The sequence below is a fragment of the Roseateles sp. DB2 genome (genome assembly GCF_051857535.1).
Taxonomy (GTDB): domain Bacteria; phylum Pseudomonadota; class Gammaproteobacteria; order Burkholderiales; family Burkholderiaceae_C; genus Roseateles_B.
Window position 1 is genome coordinate 33213 of sequence record NZ_JBPZGY010000006.1, and the last position, 21645, is coordinate 54857.

The 21645-nt window shown below is 67.8% G+C and carries 15 protein-coding genes; 7 read left to right on the forward strand and 8 right to left on the reverse strand.

The window, feature by feature from the left end; genetic code table 11:
* Position 1 precedes the first annotated feature (1 nt).
* From ACS5PK_RS11555 to ACS5PK_RS11580, 6 genes are all read left to right on the forward strand, one after another.
* Positions 2-859: an HDOD domain-containing protein gene (locus ACS5PK_RS11555; RefSeq protein WP_439440389.1), complete on the forward strand. Its 858-nt coding sequence runs from the start codon at positions 2-4 to the stop codon at positions 857-859.
* Entirely contained in the window at positions 856-1797 is a 942-nt protein-coding gene (locus tag ACS5PK_RS11560; protein WP_439440390.1) for an ATP-binding protein, read from the forward strand. Before ACS5PK_RS11555 ends, ACS5PK_RS11560 begins: the two co-directional genes overlap by 4 nt.
* A gap of 19 nt (positions 1798-1816) precedes the next feature.
* Entirely contained in the window at positions 1817-3217 is a 1401-nt protein-coding gene (locus ACS5PK_RS11565) for an HD domain-containing phosphohydrolase (RefSeq protein WP_439440391.1), read from the forward strand.
* Positions 3218-3228: 11 nt separating this feature from the next.
* Positions 3229-3792: a response regulator gene (locus ACS5PK_RS11570; protein WP_439440392.1), complete on the forward strand. Its 564-nt coding sequence runs from the start codon at positions 3229-3231 to the stop codon at positions 3790-3792.
* Positions 3789-5912: an ATP-binding protein gene (locus ACS5PK_RS11575; RefSeq protein WP_439440393.1), complete on the forward strand. Its 2124-nt coding sequence runs from the start codon at positions 3789-3791 to the stop codon at positions 5910-5912. The genes ACS5PK_RS11570 and ACS5PK_RS11575 overlap by 4 nt, the downstream gene beginning before the upstream one ends.
* Positions 5913-6134: 222 nt before the next feature.
* Entirely contained in the window at positions 6135-7655 is a 1521-nt protein-coding gene (locus tag ACS5PK_RS11580; RefSeq protein ID WP_439440394.1) for a methyl-accepting chemotaxis protein, read from the forward strand.
* A 59-nt stretch (positions 7656-7714) separates the two neighbouring features.
* Here ACS5PK_RS11580 and ACS5PK_RS11585 read toward each other — a convergent pair whose 3' ends face one another.
* From ACS5PK_RS11585 to ACS5PK_RS11605, 5 genes are all read right to left on the reverse strand, one after another.
* Positions 7715-9250 (reverse strand): methyl-accepting chemotaxis protein, encoded by a 1536-nt coding sequence (locus ACS5PK_RS11585; RefSeq protein WP_439440395.1) that lies wholly within the window; start codon positions 9248-9250, stop codon positions 7715-7717.
* Between the two features lie 257 nt (positions 9251-9507).
* Positions 9508-10362 (reverse strand): hypothetical protein, encoded by an 855-nt coding sequence (locus tag ACS5PK_RS11590; RefSeq protein WP_439440396.1) that lies wholly within the window; start codon positions 10360-10362, stop codon positions 9508-9510.
* Positions 10363-10594: 232 nt separating this feature from the next.
* Complete coding sequence (gene icmF / locus ACS5PK_RS11595; RefSeq protein WP_439440397.1) at positions 10595-13885, reverse strand: fused isobutyryl-CoA mutase/GTPase IcmF; 3291 nt, start codon at positions 13883-13885, stop codon at positions 10595-10597.
* A 160-nt stretch (positions 13886-14045) separates the two neighbouring features.
* Complete coding sequence (locus tag ACS5PK_RS11600) at positions 14046-15518, reverse strand: EAL domain-containing protein (RefSeq protein ID WP_439440398.1); 1473 nt, start codon at positions 15516-15518, stop codon at positions 14046-14048.
* Between the two features lie 159 nt (positions 15519-15677).
* A complete protein-coding gene (locus ACS5PK_RS11605) occupies positions 15678-17225 on the reverse strand; it encodes a methyl-accepting chemotaxis protein (protein WP_439440399.1) in 1548 nt (515 codons plus the stop codon).
* Between the two features lie 177 nt (positions 17226-17402).
* Here ACS5PK_RS11605 and ACS5PK_RS11610 point away from each other — a divergent pair, with 177 nt between their 5' ends.
* Positions 17403-18179, forward strand: coding sequence for a type III pantothenate kinase (locus ACS5PK_RS11610; protein WP_439440400.1), 777 nt, complete (start codon positions 17403-17405; stop codon positions 18177-18179).
* 34 nt (positions 18180-18213) lie between these two features.
* Here the strand turns inward: ACS5PK_RS11610 and ACS5PK_RS11615 are convergent, their stop codons facing one another.
* From ACS5PK_RS11615 to ACS5PK_RS11625, 3 genes are all read right to left on the reverse strand, one after another.
* Positions 18214-19833, reverse strand: coding sequence for a hypothetical protein (locus ACS5PK_RS11615; RefSeq protein ID WP_439440401.1), 1620 nt, complete (start codon positions 19831-19833; stop codon positions 18214-18216).
* A complete protein-coding gene (locus tag ACS5PK_RS11620; RefSeq protein WP_439440402.1) occupies positions 19830-20705 on the reverse strand; it encodes an ABC transporter ATP-binding protein in 876 nt (291 codons plus the stop codon). Before ACS5PK_RS11620 ends, ACS5PK_RS11615 begins: the two co-directional genes overlap by 4 nt.
* Before the next feature lie 128 nt (positions 20706-20833).
* The gene (locus ACS5PK_RS11625; protein WP_439440403.1) at positions 20834-21625 is read right to left on the reverse strand and encodes a potassium channel family protein; all 792 of its coding nucleotides are present in this window, start codon (positions 21623-21625) and stop codon (positions 20834-20836) included.
* Positions 21626-21645: the final 20 nt, after the last annotated feature.

The window sequence follows — 21645 nt, forward strand, 5'->3', positions numbered from 1 at the left end:
CATGACTGCAGCCGATGCAGCCGAGATGGTCCGGCGGATCCGGGACCTGCCCACGCCCAATGCGGTGGCCATGACGCTGCTGAGCTCGCTGGCCGACGAAGGCCTGAGCATCGAGCAGCTCACCAAGACGATCTCGCTGGACCAGGGCATCGTCGCCAAGGTCCTGCGCCTGGCGAATTCGCCGTTCTATGGTCTGGCCCGGCGCGTGACGCTGATACCGGACGCCGTGTCCATCATCGGCTGGCGCTCGGTACGGAACCTGGCTCTGGCGGCGGGCCTGGCGCGAGGCTTTGACCTGGGCCGGTGCCCCTGCTTTGATCTGGGCGCCTATTGGCGACATTCCCTGGCCTGTGCTCTGTGTGCCGAGGCCCTGGCGCGGGCGCGAGGGGAGGATGGGGGGCTGGCCTTTGGCGGTGGCCTGCTGCATGACCTGGGCCGTGTGGTCCTGGCCTGCGTGGCCCCGGACGACTACGCAAAGATGCTGCGCTGGCGCGCGGACACCGGTGCCTGCCTTTTCGATGCCGAGCAGTCCTTCCTGGGCCTGGATCATGTGGTCATCGGGGGCATGCTGGCCGAGCAGTGGCTGCTGGCCCCCGCGCTCGTCGACAGCGTGGCCCTGCATCACCAGCCACCGGAGGACGGCAGCGCGCCCTTGGCGGACCTGGTGCATGTGGCTGACTGCGTGGCGCATGGCTTGGGCCTGGAAGGCGCGGTCGACGAGTCCGTCCCACCTCTGGCTCTGCACAGCTGGCGGCGCCTGGACATGGCGGAGCCGCAGTGGTTCAACCTCTTTGCCGGCGTGGAGTCGGAGCACGCTGCCTTGTGCCAGGCCTTCTTTCCAGGCGAGGGGACATCATGAACGGTCAAGACCCAATCCAGGTCGGAGCGCCGGAGGCGCAGGCCCTGCTGCACAGCAAGCAGGCGCTGAAGCAGCTCAATGAGCGGCTCAGTGAGGCGCAGGAGAAGCTGGTGCAGGCGGAGAAGCTGGCCTCCATCGGGCAACTGGCCGCGGGCGTCGCCCATGAGATCAACAACCCGATTGGCTACATCTTCTCGAACTTCGGCACCCTGGAGCGCTACCTGGCGGACCTGTTCGAGATGCTTGCGGCCTATGAGGCGGCCGAGCCCCTGCTGGCCGGCACTGAGGTCGGTGCCGCGCTGGCTGCCTTGCGGACCAAGGTCGAGCTGGACTATCTCAAGGAAGACATCCCGACCCTCATGGCCGAGTCCAAGGAGGGCATCAGCCGCGTGCGCAAGATCGTGCAGGACCTCAAGGACTTTTCCCGTGTGGACAACCACCAGGAATGGGCGCTGGCGGACCTGCATCAGGGCCTGGAATCAACGCTCAACATCGTCAACAACGAGATCAAGTACAAGGCCAGGGTCGTCAAGAACTACGGCGAGATCCCCGAGATCCTGTGCCTGCCCTCGGAACTGAACCAGGTCTTCATGAACCTGCTGGTCAATGCCTCGCATGCCATCAGCGGCGAGAGGGGCTGCATCACCATCACCAGCGGCAGTGACGAGACGCAGGTCTGGGTGGAGATCGCCGACAACGGCTCAGGCATCTCCCCCGAGAACCTCCACAAGATCTTCGATCCCTTCTTCACGACCAAGCCCATTGGCCAGGGCACGGGGCTGGGGCTGTCGCTGTCCTACGGCATCGTGAAAAAGCACCATGGTCAGATCCTTGTTGACAGCCAACTGGGGGCCGGCACGCGCTTTCGCGTGATACTGCCCATCGAACAGCCTGATGTGCCGGACGAGGAAGGCCCGGTGCAGGCACAGGCCAGATGATGGGTCTGCCATGTCATCGATGAGCGAACTTCCCGCCGAGCGCCCCGAGACGCTTGCGAACGCCGCCCCAGCGGCGTCGGTCGTCGTCCTGTGTGTCGATGACGAGCCGGCCATCCTCAGCTCGCTGAGGCGCCTGCTCAGGCCCAAGGGCTACAAGGTCCTGCTGGCCGAGGGCGGGCAGGCGGGCCTGGATGCGCTGGCCCGCGAGCCGGTCGACCTGGTGGTCTCCGACATGCGCATGCCCGAGATGGACGGCGCGCAATTCCTTGAGCAGGTCCGGCTGCGCTGGCCCGAGGTGATCCGTATCCTGCTGACGGGTTATGCGGACGTCAGCTCCACCATCGCCGCGATCAACCGAGGCGAGATCCACCGCTATATCGCCAAGCCCTGGGACGACCAGAACATGCTCATGGTCGTCGAGGACGGCCTGCGCCGCCGCCGCCTGGAGCAGGAGAACCAGCGTCTGCAGGCCCTGACGCAGGCACAGAACCTGGAGCTGCAGGCCCTGAACGCCAGCCTGGAAGCGCGCGTCAAGGCCCGCACCCAGGAGATCGAGCAGATCAACGGCATGCTGGAGCAGGCCTATGCCGAGCTGCAGAGCAACTTCCTGCTGTCCATCCATGTGTTCGCTGGCCTGATGGAACTGCGCGACGGCAGCATGGCTGGCTACTCGCGGCAGGTCGCGGCCCTGGCCAAGGCGACGGCTCACCAGCTCGGGCTGGCCCCCTTGGCCGAGCAGGACCTGCACATCGCCGGCCTGCTGCATGAGGTGGGCAAGCTGGGCTTTCCGGACGCGCTGCTGCGAAAGCCCATGTCGCTGATGCGTGGCGAGGAGCTGCAGCTCTTCCGGCGCCATCCACTCAATGCGGAGGCCGCACTGATGCCGCTGGCCCAGTTGCATCGGGCGGCGCGCCTGGTGCGTGCCCAGCATGAGCGCCTGGATGGCAAGGGCTTCCCTGATGGGCTCTCGGGCGATCAGCTGCCTTTGCCGGCGCAGGTCCTGGCCGCCGCGGTGGACTACCACGGGCTGCAGAGCGGGCGTCTGGCCGAGCGCCGCTACAGCGCGGACGAGGCCTTGTCGATGGTGAAGGGCGGGGCCGATGTCCGTTATGCCAAGGCTGTCGTCGAAGCATTGGGCGTTGCGCTGCAGAGCCTGGCTGAGCAAGGGCCCCAGGACCGCCTGATCCTGGCCCAGGATCTCGTCGAGGGCATGGTGCTCTCCCGGGACCTGACCAGCCCGCAGGGGGCCTTGCTCCTGGCCCGCGGCTATGTCTTCGATGCAAGAGTGGTCAAGCAGGTGCGGGAATACGCGCGGCGCGAGGGCGTCAAGCTGCAGCTCCATGTGCGCCTGGACCTGCCCTCGCCGGCAACGCCTGTGGGCGATGCGTCCGCCGGGCACAGAGCGCAGCAAGCCATCTAGGAAGGGGCATCATGGTTGAAAAGATTCTCCTTGTGGATGATGAACCCCACATCCTGCGGGCCTTGCAGCGGCTGCTGCGCCTGGGGCTCCAGGATGCACAGCTGCGGCCCTACGCACTGGAAGCCTTCACCGATCCGGCCGAGGCCTTGCGGCGGGCGCGGGAGGTGTCCTTCGCCCTGGTGATCTCGGACTACCGGATGCCGCAGATGACGGGGGTGGAGTTCCTCAAGGCCCTGCGCGAGCTGCAGCCGGATTGCGCGCGGGTCGTCCTTTCCGGCTACGCCGACCTGAACGGCCTGATGGCCGCGATCAACGAGGCCGGCATCATGCGCTTCATCGCCAAGCCCTGGAACGACCATGAGCTGCTGTGCGGGCTCAGCCAGATCCTGCGCATCCGCGAGCTCGACATCGAGAACCGGCGCCTGGCGGATCTGGTCCGTGTCCAGCAGGGGAAGCTCAGCGCCCAGGAAGTCGAATTGCGCCGTCTGGAACGGCTGGAGCCCGGCCTGACCAAGGTGAACTGGGGACCGGACGGATCCTTCCTGCTGGAGGATCCCGGTGAGGTCCAGCTGTGAGTGAGCCGCTGCCGCCACTGTTCGTCGCGGCGCTGGAGGCGGTGAGCACGCCCACACTGGTGCATGCAGGTGCGAATGTTCTGTACGCCAATGCCAGCATGCAGCGCCTGCTGGGCTTTGATCTTGCGGCACTGCAGGCCATGCGCTTTGATGCCTGGGCCACGGAGCCGGCCCGGGCGGCGCTGTTCGCCTATGGCCAGCGCTGCCTCAGCGAGGTTGGGGAGCTTCCGGCCGCGGAGGCGGAAGCCGTCACGGCGAGCGGTGCCGTCCGCTACCTGGAGCTCAACGCCCGCCAGGTCCGGCTGGACGAGCGCGCACTGGCGGTCATGACCTGCCAGGACCTGAGCGACGCGCGTCACGTGCAGAGCAGCCTGCTGGACGTGGGCCGGGTCTTGCATCAGATCATCGAGAACAGTCCCGTGGCCACCTTTGTCTTGAACGCCGAGCATCGGGTCACGCAATGGAATGCCGCGTGCACCAAGCTCACCGGCATAGAGATGGTGGACCTCCTGATGGGAGACAGGGAGCCTTGGCAGGCCTTCTACAAATGGCCGCGCCCCCTGCTGGCCGATCTCATCATTGACGGGACCGTGTCCGAGTCGGCGCAGACCGCCGAGGGCGAGCGTTGCCAGCCTTCGCCCCTGATCCCGGGCGCCTACGAGACGGAGCGGTTCTTTCCGCAGATGGGCGAACGCGGGCGTTGGCTGTACCTGACCGCCGCCCCGCTGACGGATGCGCAGGGCCGGGTGATTGGCGCCATCGAGACCCTGCAGGATGTCACGGCCCGCCGCCAGGCCGAGGAAGAAGTCCGCCGCCATCGCCAGGAACTGGAAGATCTGGTGGCGGAACGGACGGCCGAGCTGCTGGGCATGCACCATGAGCTCGAGGCCTTTCTGGAGAACGCGTCGGTAGGCATCATCACCACTTCGCGGCAGCGCATCACGCGTGCCAACAAGAAGTTCGCCGAGATGTTCGAGTTCGGCGAAGAGAGCCCCCTGGCACATGAGAGCGTCGAGCTCTTCACGGACAAGGCGTCCTACGCCGCACTCGGCGCTGTGGCCTATCCTGTGCTGTCGCGCGGGGAGTCTCTGCTGCACGAGATGGAAATGTGCACGCTGCGCGGCAACCGCATCTGGGTCCAGATGATTGCCTATGTGGCGGACCGGCAGAACCCCGAGTCCGGCACCTGGTGGCTGCTGCAGGACCGCACCGAGGTCCGCCGCGTGCAGGCCGAGCTGCAGCAGAACTTCGAGCGCATGAAGGAAACCAACGCCCGGCTGGAAGAGGCGCAGAACCAGCTGCTGCAGTCCGAGAAGATGGCGTCCATCGGCCAGTTGGCCGCGGGCGTCGCGCACGAGATCAACAATCCCATTGGCTTTGTCGGTTCCAACCTCGGGACGCTGCGCCGCTATGTCGAGAGCATGTTCAAGCTCCTCGACAACTACGAGCAGGTCGACCGCAGCCAGCTGCCGCAGGGCTTGCGTCAGGCGATCGAAGGACAGCGTGCCGAGCTGGACATGGAGTTCCTCAAGGAGGATCTGCCTCAGCTCCTGGATGAGAGCGACGAGGGCCTGACGCGTGTGAAGAAGATCGTCCAGGATCTCAAGGACTTCTCTCGCGTGGATCAATCCGACTGGCAGGACGCGGACCTGAACGCCGGGCTGGACTCCACGCTCAATGTGGTGATGAACGAGGTCAAGTACAAGGCGGAAATCGTCAAACGCTACCAGCCGCTGCCCACGGTGCGCTGCCGCGCCGCCCAGCTGAACCAGGTGTTCATGAACCTGATCGTGAATGCCGCCCATGCCATCACGGGGCGTGGTGTCATCACGCTGTCCACGCGCCAGGAGGGCGACTGGGTGTGCGTCAGCGTGCAGGACACCGGCTCCGGCATGAGCGAGGCCACCCAGCGGCGCATCTTCGAGCCCTTTTTCACGACCAAGCCCGTGGGCCGGGGCACCGGGCTGGGCCTCTCGCTGTCCTTCTCCATCGTGAAGAAGCATGGCGGCCGTATCGAGGTGGACTCTCGCCCGGGCGAGGGCAGCTGCTTCAGCGTGTGGATCCCGGTGGCGGGTCCGGGCGACGCCGGCGAGGGGGGTGTCCTGACGGCCAGCCCCTGAGTCATGCCCGTTACCGCCAGGGACGATCCGGGGCTTGACGGCGGGGGCCTGCAGGCAGCCAATAGGCAGACGACAGGCAGACGACAGGCAGACGACAGGCAGACGACAGACTGAAACCGACAGATATCGATGGATGCCACGAGGCGGTGCCGCAGCGCCCGCCCGCATGGCAACTGGCAGGGAGCCACGCCGAGTCCTTGGACCCAAGGAAGGGGGCTTCTCATGCTGAACACCATCACGCGCATGCTGACCGCGCTGAGCGTGTCGGCCCTGCTGACCATGGGCATCCTGCTGGGCGCCTCGCTCTGGGGCGTGCGGCACAGCGAGGCCATCGCTCGCCAGACCTTCGATGCCAAGGACGTCGCCGCCGACATCCTTCCTCCGCCCCTGTATCTCATCGAGTTGCGCCTGGTGCTTTCGCAGGCACAGGAAGGCCTGCTGAGCCGCGAGCAGGCGATGGCCGAGCTGGGCCGGCTGCGTCAGGAGTACGACGCCCGCATCGCCCATTGGAAGGCACATCCACCGCACGGACTGGAGGTGCAGCTGATGGGCGCGCAGCACCAGGCCGCCGAGCGATTCTTCGGCAGTGCCCGGCAGCTGCTGGCCTTGCCGCCGGACGTGGATGCCGATCAGCGCAAGGCCGCACTGGCGCGCGCCCACGCGCACTACCTGGAGCACCGGGCCGGCGTGGATGTGACGGTGCAGGCGGCCAACCGCTTCGCCGAGACCTCGGTGGCCGAGTTCGATGCCACCGGGCAAGGCCTGATAGGCGGCCAGGCCTTGCTGACGGCGCTGGCCATGGTGGCGCTGCTGCTCTTTGGGCGTCTGATGGGGCAGCGCATCTGCGAGCCCATACGCAAGGCGGTCAGCGTGGCCGAGGCGGTGGCCCAGGGCATCCTCTCCTCTCGCATCCAGCTCGAAGGCCCCCGGGAGACGGTGCAACTGCTGCAGGCGCTGAGTCAGATGAACCAGAACCTGTCTTCCCTGGTCAGTCATGTGCGGGCCAGCGTCAATGACATGGCCCAGGGCATCGGCGAGATCGCCAGCGGCAACAGCGACCTCAGCCACCGGACAGAGAGCCAGGCCTCCAACCTCGAGCGCACGGCCTCGGCGCTGGAGCAGCTCAGCAGCACCATGCGTGACAACGCCGAGACCGCCGGGCAAGCCGCCAGCATGGCGCGCGGGGTGCATCAGGTGGCCGAACGCGGCGGCGGCACGGTGCAGCGCGTGGTGCAGACCATGCAGGGCATCCACGAGGCCAGCGTGCGCATCGGCGAGATCATCGGCGTCATCGACAGCATCGCCTTCCAGACCAACATCCTGGCCCTCAATGCGGCTGTCGAGGCGGCACGGGCCGGCGAACAGGGCCGCGGCTTTGCCGTCGTCGCTGGCGAGGTGCGTGCCCTGGCGCAGCGCAGCGCCGCCGCGGCCAAGGAGATCGCGCTCTTGATCCAGGACAGCATGGCGCGGGTGGAGAGCGGCAATGCCCTGGTCGGTGAGGCCGGCCAGACCATGGGCGAGCTGGTGGCTCAGATGCAGCGTCTGCGAGACCTGATCGACAGCCTGAGCCACGCCAACAGCGAGCAGTCGCAAGGCATCCGTCAGATCAATGGCGCGGTGGCCCAGTTGGATGGCATGACCCAGCAGAACGCGGCCCTGGTGGAGCAGAGCGCCGCGGCTGCCGAAAGCCTGTCGCGGCAGTCGTTCCGCCTGGTCGAGCACGTGCAGCGATTTCAGCTCTGAGGCAAGGCGCGCGGCAGCGGGGTCAGGTCTTGCCTAAGTTGGCCCTCAGCGGTTGGCATTCAGTGGCTGGTCCGGAAGGCGCTGACCATTTCCGCCAGGCGCGTGGCCTGGTGCTGCAGGCTTTCTGCGGCGGCAGTGCTCTGCTCCACCAGGGCTGCGTTCTGCTGCGTGACCTGATCCAGCTGTGTCACGGCCGACCCCACCTGGGCAATGCCGCGGGACTGTTCCTGGCTGGCCGAGGCGATCTCTCCGATCAGCTCGCTCACCCGCTGCACCTGGGAGACGATGTTGCTCATGGACTGCCCGGCCTGCTCCACCAGGCGGTTGCCGTGGTCGACCTGCTCGACGCTTTGGCTGATGAGGCTCTTGATCTCCCGGGCGGCCTGGGCCGAGCGCTGGGCCAGCGCCCGGACCTCCCCGGCCACGACTGCAAAGCCGCGGCCCTGTTCACCGGCCCGCGCCGCCTCGACAGCTGCATTGAGGGCCAGGATGTTGGTTTGGAAGGCGATGCCGTCTATCACCGAAATGATGTCGGCGATGCGGCGCGAGGAATCGGCAATGCCCTGCATGGTGCTCACCACCTGACCGACGAGCGCCCCTCCCTGGCCGGCCGCCGATGAGGCCTCGCGGGCCAGGCGATCGGCCTGCGAGGCGGTCTCTGCATTGTTGGTGACAGTGCCTGCCAGCTGCTCCATGGAGGCTGCCGTCTGTTGCAGATTGCTGGCCTGCTCCTCGGTGCGCTGGCTGAGGTCGGCCGTGCCGGTGGCGATCTCGGTGGAGCCGGTGGCGATGGTGTCGCTGCTCTCTCGCACGCGCTGCACCATGTTGGACAGGCTGGCCGACATGGTGTTGAGCGCCTCCAGCAGCTCATGGGCCTCGTCACGGCCCCGGCTGTGCACGTGCTCGCGCAGGTCGCCGTCAGCCACCCTTCGCGCCAGCTGCACGGCCTGATGCAAGGGCTGGACGATAGAGCGCGTGCAGGACAAGGCCGCCACCAGGGTCAGCAAGGTGGCGGCGGTCGCCAGCAGCACCGACCAGAACTTGACGCGGCTCTCCAGGCGTCCGAGTTCCGCATAGCTGGTCTGGGCGGACTTGATCTGCAGGGCGATGAGCTGGTCGATGGAGGCCTTGGCCTGCACGCCCAGCGGCTGGATCTTCTGGGTGTACAGCAGCTCGGCTCCGGCGCTGTCGCCCTGCTTGAGCAGGTCGCGTGCCGCCAGCAGGCCCTGCTTGACGTAGGCGCCGCGGGTCTCGGCGAAACGTTCGGCCAGCGCCTTCTCCTCGGGGTCCAGCGCGCCCTGCGAGTAGCGTTTCCAGGTCTCGGTAACCTCGGCCACATTGGCGCGCAACTGCTGGTCCAGGGCGTCAATCTTGGTGGGCTGCGGGTCCCGCAGCATCTCCATCACCAGCACGCGGTTGCGCAGCATGAGCGCGTCGATGGCGCCGATCTGCTGGATGGGCAGGGTCCGCTGCTCGTAGAGCACGCGGGCATGCTCCCCCATGCGGTGGCTGCTCTGCCAGCCCAGGATGCCCAGCAGCAGCATCAAGACCAGCACCACACCAAAGGCCAGGCCCAGACGCGGGCCAATCCTCAAGCTCCTGAGGCTATCCATCGTGTGCACTCCCTGTACGCCCTCCGGGAAACGCGCGGCCTGTGTAGCCGTCTCATGGGATGCAGCAGGATACGGGTTCCGTCTCCCGTGTGGAATTGAGGAATGTCAAGGAATGGGCCTGCCATCCAGCCAGGCCGGCGGGGCGCAGCAAGGGAAGGCGAGCGTAAGCGGCGACGGTGAGGCGCCCCTGGCCCGCGCCATCGAGCGCCCAGCGTTCCGTGAGCGACGCTGGGCCGTCCTCAGTGGCTGAAGACGCGTAGCGAGGTGAACTGCTCGCCAGACTGCTGGTGGACCACGGTGCTCACGCCGGCCGCGGTGCGGTGGCGCAGGGTGTCCAGGGAATCGGCCTCGACATAGAAATAGCCTCCCGCATCGTCGGCGGCCCAGAGCCTGGCCGTGGGCGTGGGGGCCGGGCCGACACCCCCCTGGCTGATGTGCCAGCCGTTGCCGAAGTACATGCTGCCCGGGGATCCGATGAACTCATGGTCAGGTGGCATGGCGTCCGCGCTGCTGGGCGCGGAAAGCATCAGGCTGCTCGGGCTGAAGCGGTAGAGCACGGGAAAAGGCCCGGAGGCGCTGTGGCCATAGGCCGCCACCGGGATGCGGCCGCTGGCCGTGGTCGCGGTGCCGAGCCAGAACGGGGAGGGCGGCGGGCGCTGGCCGGGGGGGCTCGCGGGGAGCGGCGCCTGCCGCTGCAGGGCCTTCCCGGCCTTGTAGTCCAGCACGAAACCACGGTTGCCGAGGAAGCCTACCAGCAGCGGGCCGTAGTGCAGCGGGACGGATGGCCCGGTCGTGAACGAGGTCGACCAATTCAGCGTGTTGGGGCCCGTTGCGTTGACCGCCGAGACCTGGCCGCGAACCTGGCAGGTGGCATTGCCGGGGAGCGCGTCATAGCCGATGCGGAATTCCAGGAGCTCCTGGCTGGCCTTCCATTCGGGCAGGTCCGTCGACTCGTAAACCTCGTTGCCGCAGCTCAGTGAGGCATCGCCACGGGGGTTCTGGAAGCCGTGGATGCGCAGCGCGATCACGACGGTTCCTCCATCCGGTGACACGCCGGAGGCGCCCTCGCCGGGGCTGATGCTTTGCACGCTCATGGAGGCAGTGTCTCCACCACCACCTCCTCCACAGCCTCCGGCCGCGGCCGCCAGGGCCAGGACGCTCGACCAGGCTCCCCAAGCACGAACTCCACGCATGACACCTCCCTCTATGCATCTTTCGCATTTTTTTTCAGCGCGGATTCTAACGATGAAAAATCACGGGCGAGTGGGTCAGTTCTCCATGAAAAAGACCTCCCGAAGGAGGTCTTGCGCGGACCGCCGGCATGCCTTACATGCTGCGACGGTACTGGCCGCCCACCTCGAACAGTGCCGAGGTGATCTGGCCCAGGGAGCAGACGCGCACGGCATCCATCAGCACCTCGAAGACGTTTCTGTTGTCGATGACCGCCTGCTGCAGGCGCTGCAGCATGGCGGGCGCCTGTGCGGCATTGCGCTCGTGGAAGGCGGCCAGGCGAGAGAGCTGGCTCTGCTTTTCCTCGTCCGTCGAGCGGGCCAGTTCGATGTGCTCAGGCACCGGGTCGCCATGCGGGTTGCGGAAGGTGTTCACGCCGATGATGGGGTACTCGCCGGTGTGCTTGAGCATTTCGTAGTGCAGCGACTCCTCCTGGATCTTGCTGCGCTGGTAGCCCGTCTCCATCGCGCCCAGCACGCCGCCGCGCTCGGCGATCTTCTCGAATTCGGCCAGCACGGCCTCTTCCACCAGCTCGGTCAGCTCCTCGATGATGAAGGCGCCCTGCGAGGGGTTCTCGTTCTTGGCCAGGCCCCACTCGCGGTTGATGATCAGCTGGATGGCCATGGCGCGGCGCACGCTCTCTTCCGTGGGCGTGGTGATGGCCTCGTCGTAGGCGTTGGTGTGCAGCGAGTTGCAGTTGTCGTAGATGGCGATCAGGGCCTGCAGCGTGGTGCGGATGTCGTTGAAGGCGATCTCCTGCGCGTGCAGCGAGCGGCCCGAGGTCTGGATGTGGTACTTGAGCTTCTGGCTGCGCTCGTTGGCGCCGTACTTGTCACGCATGGCCACGGCCCAGATGCGGCGTGCCACGCGGCCCAGCACGGTGTACTCGGGGTCCATGCCGTTGCTGAAGAAGAAGCTCAGATTGGGCGCGAAGTCGTCGATGTGCATGCCGCGCGCCAGGTAGGCTTCGACGAAGGTGAAGCCGTTGGAGAGCGTCAGCGCCAGCTGCGAGATGGGGTTCGCGCCGGCCTCGGCGATGTGATAGCCAGAGATGGACACCGAGTAGAAGTTGCGCACGTTGTGGTGCACGAAGTACTCGGCGATGTCGCCCATCACCTTCAGCGAGAACTCGGTCGAGAAGATGCAGGTGTTCTGGCCCTGGTCTTCCTTCAGGATGTCGGCCTGCACGGTGCCGCGCACGTTGGCCAGCACCCAGGCCTTGATCTTGGCGGTCTCGTCGGCGGTCGGGTCACGGCTGTTGTCAGCCTTGAACTTGGCGATCTGCTGGTCCACGGCCGTGTTCATGAACATGGCCAGGATCGAGGGCGCCGGGCCGTTGATGGTCATGGACACGCTGGTCGTGGGGCTGCAGAGGTCGAAGCCGTCGTACAGCACCTTCATGTCGTCCAGGGTCGCGATGCTGACGCCGGAGTTGCCGACCTTGCCGTAGATGTCGGGGCGCGGGGCCGGGTCGGCGCCATAGAGCGTGACGGAGTCAAAGGCGGTGGACAGGCGCTTGGCGGGCATGCCCTCGGAGACCAGCTTGAAGCGGCGGTTGGTGCGGAAGGCATCGCCCTCGCCTGCGAACATGCGGGTGGGGTCCTCGCCCTCGCGCTTGAAGGCGAAGACGCCAGCGGTGTAGGGGAAGGAGCCGGGCACGTTCTCCAGCATCAGCCACTTGAGCAGCTCGCCGTGGTCCTCGTAGTGCGGCAGCACGACCTTGCGGATCTTGGTGCCGGAGAGGCTGGTGGACACGAGGCTGGTGCGGATCTCCTTGTCGCGGATCTTCACCACGTACTCGTCACCGGCATAGGCCTTCTGCATGTCGGGCCACTGGGCCAGCAGCTGTCGGGCGTCGGCGTCCTGGCGGGCTTCGCGGGCGGTGGCCAGCTCGGCCAGGGCGCCACGGGCGTTCTGCTTCTCCGGGTTGGACTCCAGCAGCATGCGGCTGGCACCGTGCAGCTGCTGGATCTCGCGGGCGAGCAGCGACTGCTGGCGGGCGCGCCTCTTGTAGCCGCGCACGCTGTCGCTGATCTCGGCCAGGTAGCGCACGCGGGCCGGCGGCACGATGGGCGTCTGGTGGGTGCTGAAGCGGGTGCTGACCAGGGGCAGGCGGCCGTCGTTCAACTGCAGGCCCAGTTCGGCCAGGCGCGGCTTGAGGGCCTGGTAGAGCGCGGTCACGCCATCGTCGTTGAAGCGGCTGGCCATGGTGCCGAAGACGGGCATGTCCTCGGCCTTCTTGCCCCAGGCTTCCTTGTTGCGCTGGACCTGCTTGGCGACGTCGCGCCAGGCGTCGGCCGCGCCCTTGCGGTCGAACTTGTTGATGGCGACGAATTCGGCGAAGTCCAGCATGTCGATCTTCTCGAGCTGGCTGGCCGCACCGAATTCGGGCGTCATCACGTACATGGGGATGTCCACGTGCGGGACGATGGCGGCGTCCCCCTGGCCGATGCCGGAGGTCTCGACGATGACCAGGTCGAAGCCGGCCACCTTCGCCGCGGCCACCACGTCGGGCAGGGCCTTGCTGATCTCGCTGCCGAAGTCGCGCGTGGCCAGCGAGCGCATGAAGACGCGCGAGCCCTGGCTCCAGGGCGAGATGGCGTTCATGCGAATGCGGTCACCCAGCAGGGCGCCACCGCTCTTGCGGCGGGACGGGTCGATGGAGATGAGCGCCACGCGCAGGCGGTCGTCCTGGTCCAGGCGCAGGCGGCGGATGAGCTCGTCGGTGAGGCTGGACTTGCCGGCGCCGCCGGTGCCGGTGATGCCCAGCACGGGCGTCTTGAGCCCGGCGGCCTGCTCGCGCAGGGCCTGGACGAGGCCGGCGTCGGCCTTCTCGTTCTCCAGGGCCGTCATCAGCTGGGCCAGGGCGCGCCAGGCGCCCTCGGTCTGGCCCTGGATGGCGTCGATGCTCTTGGGGGCGAAGCTGCTGAGGTCCTTGTCGCAGCGCATCACCATCTCGCCGATCATGCCCTGCAGACCCATGCGTTGGCCGTCCTCGGGGCTGAAGATGCGCACGCCATGCTCGGCCAGGTCACGGATCTCGGCCGGCACGATCACGCCGCCGCCGCCGCCGTAGACCTGGATGTGCTCGCCGCCCCGCTCCTTGAGCAGCTGCACCATGTACTTGAAGTACTCGACGTGGCCGCCCTGGTAGGACGAGATGGCGATGCCCTGGGCGTCTTCCTGCAGCGCGGCGGTGACGACCTCGTCCACCGAGCGGTTGTGCCCCAGGTGGATCACCTCGGCACCCATGCTCTGCAGGATGCGGCGCATGATGTTGATCGCGGCATCGTGGCCATCGAAGAGGCTGGCGGCCGTCACGAAACGCACCTTGTGGGTGGGACGGTAGTCGGCGAGGGCCTTGAATTCGGCGGACAAGTCGGTCATCGCGGGTCTCCTGCAGGGCCGGCCGGGTGACGGCATGGGCCCGGTTCTATCAGCAACAAGGACCTGATTCTAGGTGCGACTTGACGTTTACGTAAACGTCAATCCTTCGCGTTCCGGCGAGGCTGGGCCGGAGCAGGCGGCAAGGCGGGAGGACTGGGGCTCAAAGGCTTTGCAGCGAGGCGGGTGCCGTCTGCATGAAGCGCTGCTGGCCGGGCTCGCGCAGCTGCCATTTCTCGGCCAGGGCCATGAAGCGCGTGGCCGACACCGGGCGCGAGAACCAGTGGCCCTGGTAGGCAGTGCAGCCCATCTCGCGAAGACAGTCCAGTTGCCGCACGTTCTCCACGCCTTCGGCCACCACCTCCAGGCCCATGTCCAGGCCGAGGTGCACGATGGTCTCGGCGATGCGGCAGGCGTCGGCGTCGTCGGGCAGGTCGTGCACGAAGGACTGGTCGACCTTGAGCTGGTCCAGCGGCAGGCCGCGCAGCCGGCTCAGCGAGGAGAAACCGGTGCCGAAGTCGTCCAGTGCCAGGCGGATGCCGCACTCGCGCATGCGCTGCATGCGTTCCTGGAGCTGCTCGAAGTTGTCGGAGTAGGCGGATTCGGTCAGCTCGAACTTCAGCAGGCCGGCCTGGGCCAGGCTGGTTGGCACGGTGGCGATGAGCTTCTCGGTGGCGCTCTCGGACTGCAGCTGGATGGAGCTGACATTGATGGAGATGGGGATGCCATGCAGCGGCCCGCCATCCTGCCAGGTTTCGAGCAGACGGCAGACTTGTTCCAGCAGGCGCTGCCCGGCCGGCTCGATCAGGCCGGTGGCCTCGGCGATGGGCACGAACTCGGCCGGCGAGACCAGGCCACGCTTGGGATGGCGCCAGCGCATCAGCACCTCGGCGCCGATCAGCTCGCCCTCGGCATTGCACTGGGCTTGGAAGAAGGGCTCGATCTCGCCTGCCGCGATGCCGCGCGCGAAATCCAGCTCCAGGGCCGAGGCCTGGCGCGCATCGCGCAGCATGGTGACGATGCAGGCGTACATCAGCAGGGCCGTCAGCACCGCGACCAGGCCCACGCCGACTTGGCGAGTTGCCAAGGGCACTGCGGGCGTCTGCACGAGGCGCAGTTCAAAGGTCTGCAGCGCGACAAAGGCGCCCAGGATCAGCACCGACATCAGGCTCAGCAGCCAGCCTGGCCGGTACTGCAGCAGGAAGTAGCTGCAGACGAAGAGCGGGATCAGGTAGAGCTGGGTGCTGCGGGGCACGCCGCCGGAGGGCAGGTCGGCCAGCAGGCTCAGGGCCAGCACCACCAGCCAGGCGCAGAAGCAGTAGAACACCGAGGCGGTGCGCGGCAGCTTGTGCTTCAGCAGCAGCAGGGTGAGGGCAGATCCGGCGATGGCCATGCCAGGCATGCCGGCCACGCCGGGCCTGTTGATGAAGAGGAAATGGGCCGCCCAGGGCAGGGAGCCCAGGATGGTCAGCCAGGCCATCACCCGCAGGACGTGCTCGCGACGCCTGGCGAAGGCCTGGGGCACGAAGCCCTCGTTGGACTCCAGGCGCGACAGGACGTGCCAGACGCCATGCCAGCGCGCTGCCAGACCGGGTGGTCGTGTCGATGCCAGAACCGGGCCCTGTGGGCTTCTCATCGCCGCTCCCTGCTGCGAATCCGCCGGGCGCGCAGCGGCGCCCGGGCCGCTGCCATTGTGCATGCCTGCCTCAAGGCTGGCATGGCCTGGAGCCGGGGCGAGCTCATGCCGCCCCGGCCGGTGGGCAATCTGCCACAGACCGGCGGGGGGGGCTGCGGGTCAGCGCCCGCTGGCGGCCAGGCGGAAGCCGCTGACCAGCTCCGCCAGACGGCTGGCCTGCTCCTTCAGCGACTCGGCGGCGGCGGCGCTCTGCTCCACCAGGGCTGCGTTCTGCTGAGTGGCCTGGTCCAGCTGAGTGACGGCCTGGTTGACCGCCCCGATGCCGTCGCGCTGTTCCACCGTGCTGGCGGAGATCTCGCCGATGATGTCGCTGACCCGGTTCACGCTGGCGACGATCTCGTCCATGGTGCTGCCGGCTTCCCGCACCAGGCGCGAGCCCGCCTCGACCCGCTCGACGCTGGCGCCGATCAGGCTCTTGATCTCTTTGGCTGCCTCGGCGCTGCGCTGGGCCAGGCTGCGCACCTCGGACGCCACCACCGCAAAGCCGCGGCCCTGCTCGCCCGCCCGCGCGGCCTCGACGGCCGCGTTGAGCGCCAGGATATTGGTCTGGAAGGCGATGCCGTCGATGACGCCGATGATGTCGCTGATGCGCCGCGAACTGGCGTTGATCTCCTCCATGGTGCTGACCACCTGCCCCACGACCGCGCCGCCGCGCTGAGCCACCTCCGCGGCGCTGCCGGCGAGCTGGTTGGCCGTGGCAGCGCTGTCTGCGCTGTGGCTGACCGTGCCCGTCAGCTGCCCTGTGGCCCCGGCGGCCTGCTGCAGATTGGAGGCCGTCTGCTCCGTGCGGTGGCTCAGGTCCAGATTGCCTGAGGCGATCTCGGCGCTGGCCGTCTGGATGCTTTCGGTGCTCTCGCGCACTTCACTGACGACGCGATTCAGCGCATCCTTCATGCGGGCCAGGGCGCGCTGGACCTCGCCGATCTCGTCCTGCCGGCTGCTGTCCAACTGGCCGCTGAGATCGCCGTTGCCGATGCGCTCGGCCTCGCCGACCAGGGCCTTGAGCGGCGTGGCGATGGAGCGCACCAGGGACCAGGTACCCAGCCCCAGGGCCGCGACGATCACGCCCATCAGCGCGGCCACGCTCCACACCGTGCGCATGCGCTCGGCGCCGGCCCGTTCCTGCATGGCCCGCGCCTTGTCCGCCTGGATCTGCACGAAAGCCTGCTGTGCGTCGAGGTAGCTTTCCACAGCCTGCTGAATGCGCCCCAGGCCGCTGCGCACACCCTCCGCGTCACCGGCGGACTTGAGCTTGCCGATGTCATTGCGCAGCGTGATGTAGGCCTGGCGCTGTTCAGCGATGCGCTGCATGGCGCGCTTCTCTTCGTCGGAGTCGGCCAGTGCCTCCAGCTGCTTCTGGATGCCGCTGATCTGCTGGGTGGTGGCCTCGATCATGGGCTTGGCCAGCTTGCTCACCGAATCGTCGGGGGCGGCCAGGCCCAGGATCACTCGCGTCGCATTGGTCTCCGTCATGCCTCGCCAGCGCAGGGAATGGCTCAGCTTGAGCTGCTGATCCTGCTGGGCCTTCATGGCTTCCTGCAGCAGTTGGGACGTCCGCAAGGCGGCGCCGGCCGTCATCAGCACAGTGACCACGGTCAGCGCGATCACCGGCAACCACAGACGAGTCGCAATCGACAGATGCTTCATGGGCTTCTCCACTGAATCTTGTTGGCTTGCTCGGGCGTCTGCTGCGCCCCGGCTTTGGATGATGAGTCAGCCGGGCCTGCGCGGATAGCATTCCCTGGCGGGATCTGAGGCATTTCCGCTACGACGGCTCCGGGAACGCTGGTAGGCTCCCGCTGTTTCCAGCGCAGCCTCCTTCCCATGAGCTTTCTGGCCATAGACATCGGCAACACTCGCCTCAAGTGGGCGCTTTATGCATCGCCCCAGCCGGGCGCGGTGGTGCTGGCCCACGGTGCCGTGTTCCTCGAGAACATCGAGCGCCTCGCGGAAGACGAATGGCGGCGCCTGCCCACGCCTCACAGCATGCTGGGCTGCAATGTGGCCGGCGATGCCGTGCGTCACCGGGTCGAGGAGCAGATCGAGCAGATGGAAGCCTGGGACGTGGAGCCCCGCTGGGTGCATTCCACCCACCAGGCCGGCGGCATCATCAATGGCTACGACCATCCCGGGCGGTTGGGGGCGGACCGCTTCGTGGCCCTGGTCGGCGCACGCTCCCATGTGATGCAACGCGGCGCACCGCGTGCGGTGCTGGTGGTGATGGTGGGCACGGCGGTGACGGTGGATGCGGTCGACGCCGAGGGGCACTTCCTCGGCGGTCTGATCCTGCCCGGCCACGGCATCATGCTGCGCGCCCTGGAAAGCGGAACGGCCGGCCTGCGCGTGCCGACCGGCGAGGTGCGCGCCTTCCCCACCAACACCTCGGATGCGCTGACCAGCGGCGGCACCTATGCCATCACCGGCGCCATCGAGCGCATGCACCGCCATCTGGGCCACCGCGCCGGTCACGAGCCGCTGACGCTGATGACGGGCGGCGCGGGATGGAAGGTCGCACCGGCGCTGGAGGTTCGCCACGAACTGGTCGAGAGCCTGCTCTTCGACGGCATCCTGGCCCTGCAGGCGCATCGCCTGGCGCTCTGAGCGCCAGGACGGCGGCGCCTGGCGCGCCTGCGGATCAGGTCCGGGCCCGCTGCAGCATGAGCAGGCCCAGGGCGGCCAAGCCCAGGCCGGCGCTGGTCGCTGCCGTCATGAGCTGGGCCTGGCCATTGAAGGCCATCAGGTCCAGCCAGGGGATGTCGCGTGCCTGCGTGGCGACGTAGAGCCAGAACAGGAACAGGGCGAGGAAGGTGCGGCTGCCGCGGGTCCAGTGGCCCAGGGCGGCACTGAGGCCGCTCAGCATCAGCAGACCGCCCAGCAGTCCCAGGGCCAGGGTGGGCGTGATCAGGGCCCAGCGCAGCAGGGCCGGGGCGCAGAACAGCAGGCCCAGCAGCAAGGCGCTGGCAAAGGGCCGCAGCCGGCGCCGCCCGGGGCCGCCGGGCGCGCTGGCGCTCAAGGACAGGATGCCGGCCTGGTGATCCTGGGCTCCCATCCCGCAGATCATCAGGCCCCAGACCGCCGTGGTGGCAAGTACCATCGAGCCCAGGTCCGTGACGGGCACGCTCATGCCCAGCAGCAGCAGCACAGGCAGGGCCAGCACGGTCAGCGGTTGACCCACCAGGGCCAGGCAGGCGTCGGCCAGCACCTGTCCAGGCCAGCCCGGGACGCGGGCGCACAGGGGCAGGAGCCGACCGGCGCCGCGGGCCAGCGGCTGCAGGCTGGTGTCGATGAGCTTGCGCCAGCGCGACCCCGCCTTCACCGATGCGGCCTTGACGTGATCGGGGTCGTAGCGATGGAACAGCCAGAAGGCCGGCAGCAGCGGCAGCAGGGCCAGCAGCGCGGACAGCAGGCGCAAAGACACCAGGGGCCAGGACCACAGGCCCTCGGGCAGGTGGCCGACGCCCAGGCTGGGATCGAAGTCGGTGCCGCCGATGTTGAGGTGCGTGGTCCCCAGCATCTGTTCCAGCTGGGTGACGATGGCCGACAGGCCGGTGAAGTCCAGTGCCAGCAACGGCTGCAGGCGATGGGGGCCGTCGCCCAGGGTGAAGGGCAGGGTGAGGAACTGCCCGACCCAGCAGGCAAAGAAGAGCAGGTCGCCGCGGCGCCGCATCAGCGGGGCCCAGGCGTCGCAGAGCAGGGCCATGCTGGCGCACAGCAGCAGAGAGGGGCCCATGCCCAGCAGCCAGATCGCCAGATAGGGGCCAGCCTGCACGGGACCTTCGCCGCGCAGCAGCTGCAGCACCACCAGCGTGAGCAGGGCCAGGGCCGCGAGGCTCATCAGGAAGGCCATCGACCCCAGCCAGCGGCCCAGCAGCAGCCAACCGCTGTGCAAGGGCGAGGAGGCCAGCAGCGGTGCCACGCCGCAGTGCAGCTCCTGCTGGCTGCGGCCTCGTGCCAGGAAGAAGCCCATCAGGCCGAAGAGCAGGTTGGCCAGCAACCCGCCGCCCACGGCCAGCGTGCTGCTGTCGTAGGCCATGCGTTGCTCGCGGACCGCCATCAGGGTCATGGTGCCGCTGTTGTCCGGGATCATCATCCAGGTCCCGACGATGACCAGGCCCAGGATCACCAGGCAGGAGGTACGCCGGGCGCGCAGGCGCCACTCGTGGCGGGCAAGGGCCAGGAGAAGAGCAGGCAGCGGGGCGAACGGCGTGCCCCGCGCTGCGCTGCCTTCGTGCTGAAGCAGGCCGGGCGCGCTCATGCTGCCATCCCCAGGCCCTGGGCGTCCGCATAACGCTGAGCCATCAGGGCCTCTTCCAGACTTGGCAGGGCAGCCTGCGCCTCGGCGCAGGGGCGCTCGGCATGGGCCATGCGGACCTGGATCAGACCGCCCTGGCGCTGGGCCTGCAGCACATGGACCTGCTGGCGCAGGGACTCGTAATGACCGGGCTCCAGCAGGGCTGTCCAGACCTGACCCTCTGCCCGCGCCATCAAGGCCTCGGGGCTGCTGAAGGCCAGCAGGCGGCCTCGCCGCAGGATGGCCAGGTGGGTGGCCATGTTCTCGATGTCCGAGACGATGTGGGTGGAGACGATCACCAGGCGCGAGAAGCCCAGCTCGGACAGCAGCTGGCGAAAGCGCAGCCGCTCCTCGGGATCCAGGCCGGCCGTGGGTTCGTCGACGACCAGCACGTCCGGGTCGTTGAGCAGGGCCTGTGCGATGCCGAGTCGCTGGCGCATGCCGCCGGAAAAGCCTGCGGCCAGTCGGTCGGCCTGTTCATGCAGGTTGACCAGCTCCAGCAGCTGCTGGATGCGGCGGCCGTCGCGCACGCCCTTGAGCGCGGCGAAATACTGCAGGAACTCGCGCGCCGTCAGCTGCGGATAGACGCCGAAGTCTTGGGGCAAGTAGCCCAGCCGGCGGCGCATCAGCTCGGGGTGGGCGACGATGTCCTGCCCGTCCAGCAGGATGCGGCCCTGGCTGGGCTTGCTGAGTGTGGCCAGCATCTGCATCAGCGTGGTCTTGCCGGCGCCGTTGTGGCCGACCAGGCCGACCAGGCCGGCGCCCAGTTCCAGGTTGAGGCCGTCGATGGCCCGGTGGTCTCCGAATGTCTTGACCAGGTCTTGAATGCTCAGCATGGCGCCTCCTCAGTGATCTGGGGCGCAGCGTAGCGAGGCGAGCACGGCCTGGCGCGGGGATTCGGACAGAGTGGCGCAGCGCAAGGACAGGCTGCAAGGCGCCGGCAAAGGTCGCCCTGAGGGCGGGCTCAGTCGGGGCGCTTGAGCTGTCGCAGCTCTTCGCGCACGGCTGCCAGTTCCTCGTGCACTGAACGCAACTGGGTGTGCAGGTCGCGCAGGATGTCCTTCTCGACCTCGCGCTCGGTGGTCTCCACCCACATGGCAGCGATGGCGGCCGTCACCAGCGAGAGCACTGCATAGCCCAGCAGCACCACGAAGACCGAGAAGATCTTGGCGGCGGCGGTGGTGGGGACGATGTCGCCGTAGCCCACGGTGGCGGCCGTGGTGAAGGCCAGCCACATGCCGTCCCCTGGGGTGCGAACGCGCGGCTCCAGCACCCAGAAGCCCACGCCGCAGAACAGCAGCACCATGAGGGCCAGCAGCAGCAGGTAGCCCAGGCCTCCGCGGGTGACCCAGCTCTTGATGGCCCAGACCATGCGCAGCAGCGTCAGCAGGGAGACAAAGAGCCGTCCCGCCAGCGCCATGGCCGACTCCGCACTGGGCGGGAGCAAGGCCGAGGCCAGCAGGCCCGCCATCAGCACGAGGTCCAGCATATTGCTGCGCCAGTACTGCTGGGGGTGCGAGCACAGGCGTCCGATGCGCCACAGGGAGAGGCCCACCGTTGCTGCCGCCACCAGGTAGATGGCAATGGCCAGGGGCGTGGGTAGGCTCTCGATCAGCTCGATGTAGAAGGCCGGGATGGTGCACAGCAAGACGACCAGCACCGGCCATCGCCAGCGCTGCTCGGCATGCGTGGCGGCTGCGTTGAGCTGGCTGGGGCGGGCCAAGCCCCAACTGCGGGTGCTGATGCGATGCGGCATAGGCCTAGAGCCTAATGGCA

Bases quoted from the DNA above. Each gene is read 5' to 3' on its own strand.
- ACS5PK_RS11555 (WP_439440389.1), top strand. From the start codon at position 2: ATGACTGCAGCCGATGCAGCCGAGATGGTCCGGCGGATCCGGGACCTG.
- ACS5PK_RS11560 (WP_439440390.1), top strand. From the start codon at position 856: ATGAACGGTCAAGACCCAATCCAGGTCGGAGCGCCGGAGGCGCAGGCC.
- ACS5PK_RS11565 (WP_439440391.1), top strand. From the start codon at position 1,817: ATGAGCGAACTTCCCGCCGAGCGCCCCGAGACGCTTGCGAACGCCGCC.
- ACS5PK_RS11570 (WP_439440392.1), top strand. From the start codon at position 3,229: ATGGTTGAAAAGATTCTCCTTGTGGATGATGAACCCCACATCCTGCGG.
- ACS5PK_RS11580 (WP_439440394.1), top strand. From the start codon at position 6,135: ATGCTGAACACCATCACGCGCATGCTGACCGCGCTGAGCGTGTCGGCC.
- ACS5PK_RS11590 (WP_439440396.1), bottom strand. From the start codon at position 10,362: ATGAGCGTGCAAAGCATCAGCCCCGGCGAGGGCGCCTCCGGCGTGTCA.
- icmF (WP_439440397.1), bottom strand. From the start codon at position 13,885: ATGACCGACTTGTCCGCCGAATTCAAGGCCCTCGCCGACTACCGTCCC.
- ACS5PK_RS11600 (WP_439440398.1), bottom strand. From the start codon at position 15,518: ATGAGAAGCCCACAGGGCCCGGTTCTGGCATCGACACGACCACCCGGT.
- ACS5PK_RS11605 (WP_439440399.1), bottom strand. From the start codon at position 17,225: ATGAAGCATCTGTCGATTGCGACTCGTCTGTGGTTGCCGGTGATCGCG.
- ACS5PK_RS11610 (WP_439440400.1), top strand. From the start codon at position 17,403: ATGAGCTTTCTGGCCATAGACATCGGCAACACTCGCCTCAAGTGGGCG.
- ACS5PK_RS11615 (WP_439440401.1), bottom strand. From the start codon at position 19,833: ATGAGCGCGCCCGGCCTGCTTCAGCACGAAGGCAGCGCAGCGCGGGGC.
- ACS5PK_RS11620 (WP_439440402.1), bottom strand. From the start codon at position 20,705: ATGCTGAGCATTCAAGACCTGGTCAAGACATTCGGAGACCACCGGGCC.
- ACS5PK_RS11625 (WP_439440403.1), bottom strand. From the start codon at position 21,625: ATGCCGCATCGCATCAGCACCCGCAGTTGGGGCTTGGCCCGCCCCAGC.